The 1,608-nt window shown below is 56.9% G+C and carries 1 pseudogene; it reads right to left on the bottom strand.

What is annotated here, in order from left to right:
• Positions 1–29: 29 nt before the first annotated feature.
• Positions 30–1,568 (bottom strand): annotated as a pseudogene (locus ACDELDRAFT_RS22285) (IS3 family transposase).
• Positions 1,569–1,608 lie beyond the last annotated feature (40 nt).

The raw sequence follows: 1,608 nt of genomic DNA, 5'->3' as shown, positions 1-1,608 counted from the left end.
GGGGGTGCGGATAAAAACTTGGACTGGTTTTATGCCGCAAGTCCAAGGCTCACCCGGTATTCGACAGGGCTGAGAGAGCCAAGGGATATCTTGATCCGCTTCTCGTTGTACCAGCGGATGTACGATTCGACCAACTCAATGAATTGCTCAATGGTCGTGCCCTTCCAGTCCCGAGGATAGAACAGTTCGTTCTTGAGGCGACCGAAGAAGCCCTCGCAGGCAGCGTTATCAGGAGAGCAGGCCTTGCGGGACATGGAGCGGGTGAGATTCGCATCACTCATTCTCGATAGCCAGCCAGGCCAGCGGTAGTGGCCACCGCGGTCGGAGTGAACCACGGGCCTATTAGTGGTTTCTGCCACCGTCTCGATGGCGGCATCCAGCATGGTGTTGACCAGCTCAGCATCCGGGCTCGTGCCAATGGTCCAGCTCACCACCATCCCGTCGAAGCAGTCGATGATCGGCGATAGGTAAACCTTGCCTGCCGGGATCTGGAACTCCGTGATGTCCGTGAGCCACTTCTCGTTGGTGGCTGAGGCCTGGAAGTCGCGATTGATGATGTTCTCAGGCGCTGGACTGATCTCACCCAGGTATGAGGCGTATCGGCGCTTCTTGGGCTTTGGAACGACCAGGTGTGCCTGCTTCATGAGTCGCTGTACCACCTTCTCAGAGATCGGTCCCTGTTGCCTGGCCAGAGAGGCCTGCAATCTGCGGTAGCCGTAGCACCGGTGATTCGACTCAAATATCTCGGTGATGGCCTGCCGCACCTGCAGATATTTGTCGCCCACCACTGCACGGGCCCGGTGGTAAAAGTACGAGTACGGGCCAGCCCCACCTGCACGAGGAGCTCTGGGAGCCCATAGTGCCCTCTAAGGGCGTCAATCAGCAGTGTCTTCTCCCGGTTGGACAGGAGCTGCAGATTGACGCCCAGGCCATTTTTTTAACAGTTCATTGGCCTTATTCAAGAGTTCCTGTTCAAGCCTCAATTGCCGGACCTCGCGGCGCAATGTAGCTACTTGGAGTTCGAGTTCGTCGCGCTCTCTTTGCTGCGGAGATCGATGGGTGTGTTTCATTGAAGCAGGGGCCTCACGTCCCAGAAGTTGGTTCTTCCAGTTGTACAACGTTGGCCGGCAAACGCCGAGCTTGTCGGCAACAGCCTGTGCGCTTTCCTGCCGCGTGCAGAGCTTCACCACTCCCGTTTGCTTCAACGACTCGGGATACCTTCGCTGCCCAACACTACCGACGATTGCTTTCCTGGCCTCAGGAATGGCGTCGCGAATCCACTTGGTGAGCGTTCCACGACCTGGATAGCCCAGGGCCCTCATGGTGGCTGCTATGCATCGATCGTGGGCGAGGTAGTGCTCAAGGGCTGCAGCTTTCTGCGCCTGCGAGAACTTGGGCTCACGCTCTGCATAGCTTTTAGGCAAGTCCTGGCGCTGCTGATATTCCCGATACCAACCTTTCAATGAGTTCTTGGTCGGGTATCCCAACTGCCTGATAGTGGGCCTGACTCGCATGCCCAGCCTGATGAAGAGCTCAACTGCTCGGATTCTGTCTTCGTAGGAATACATGAACTACCTCTTGGTAGTCCAAGTTTTCGTCCGCACGCCC

Source organism: Acidovorax delafieldii 2AN (assembly GCF_000175235.1).
Lineage (GTDB): Bacteria > Pseudomonadota > Gammaproteobacteria > Burkholderiales > Burkholderiaceae_C > Acidovorax > Acidovorax delafieldii_B.
Note: the sequence above shows the minus strand (reverse complement) of the source record. Positions and strands in the feature narration are given on the sequence as shown.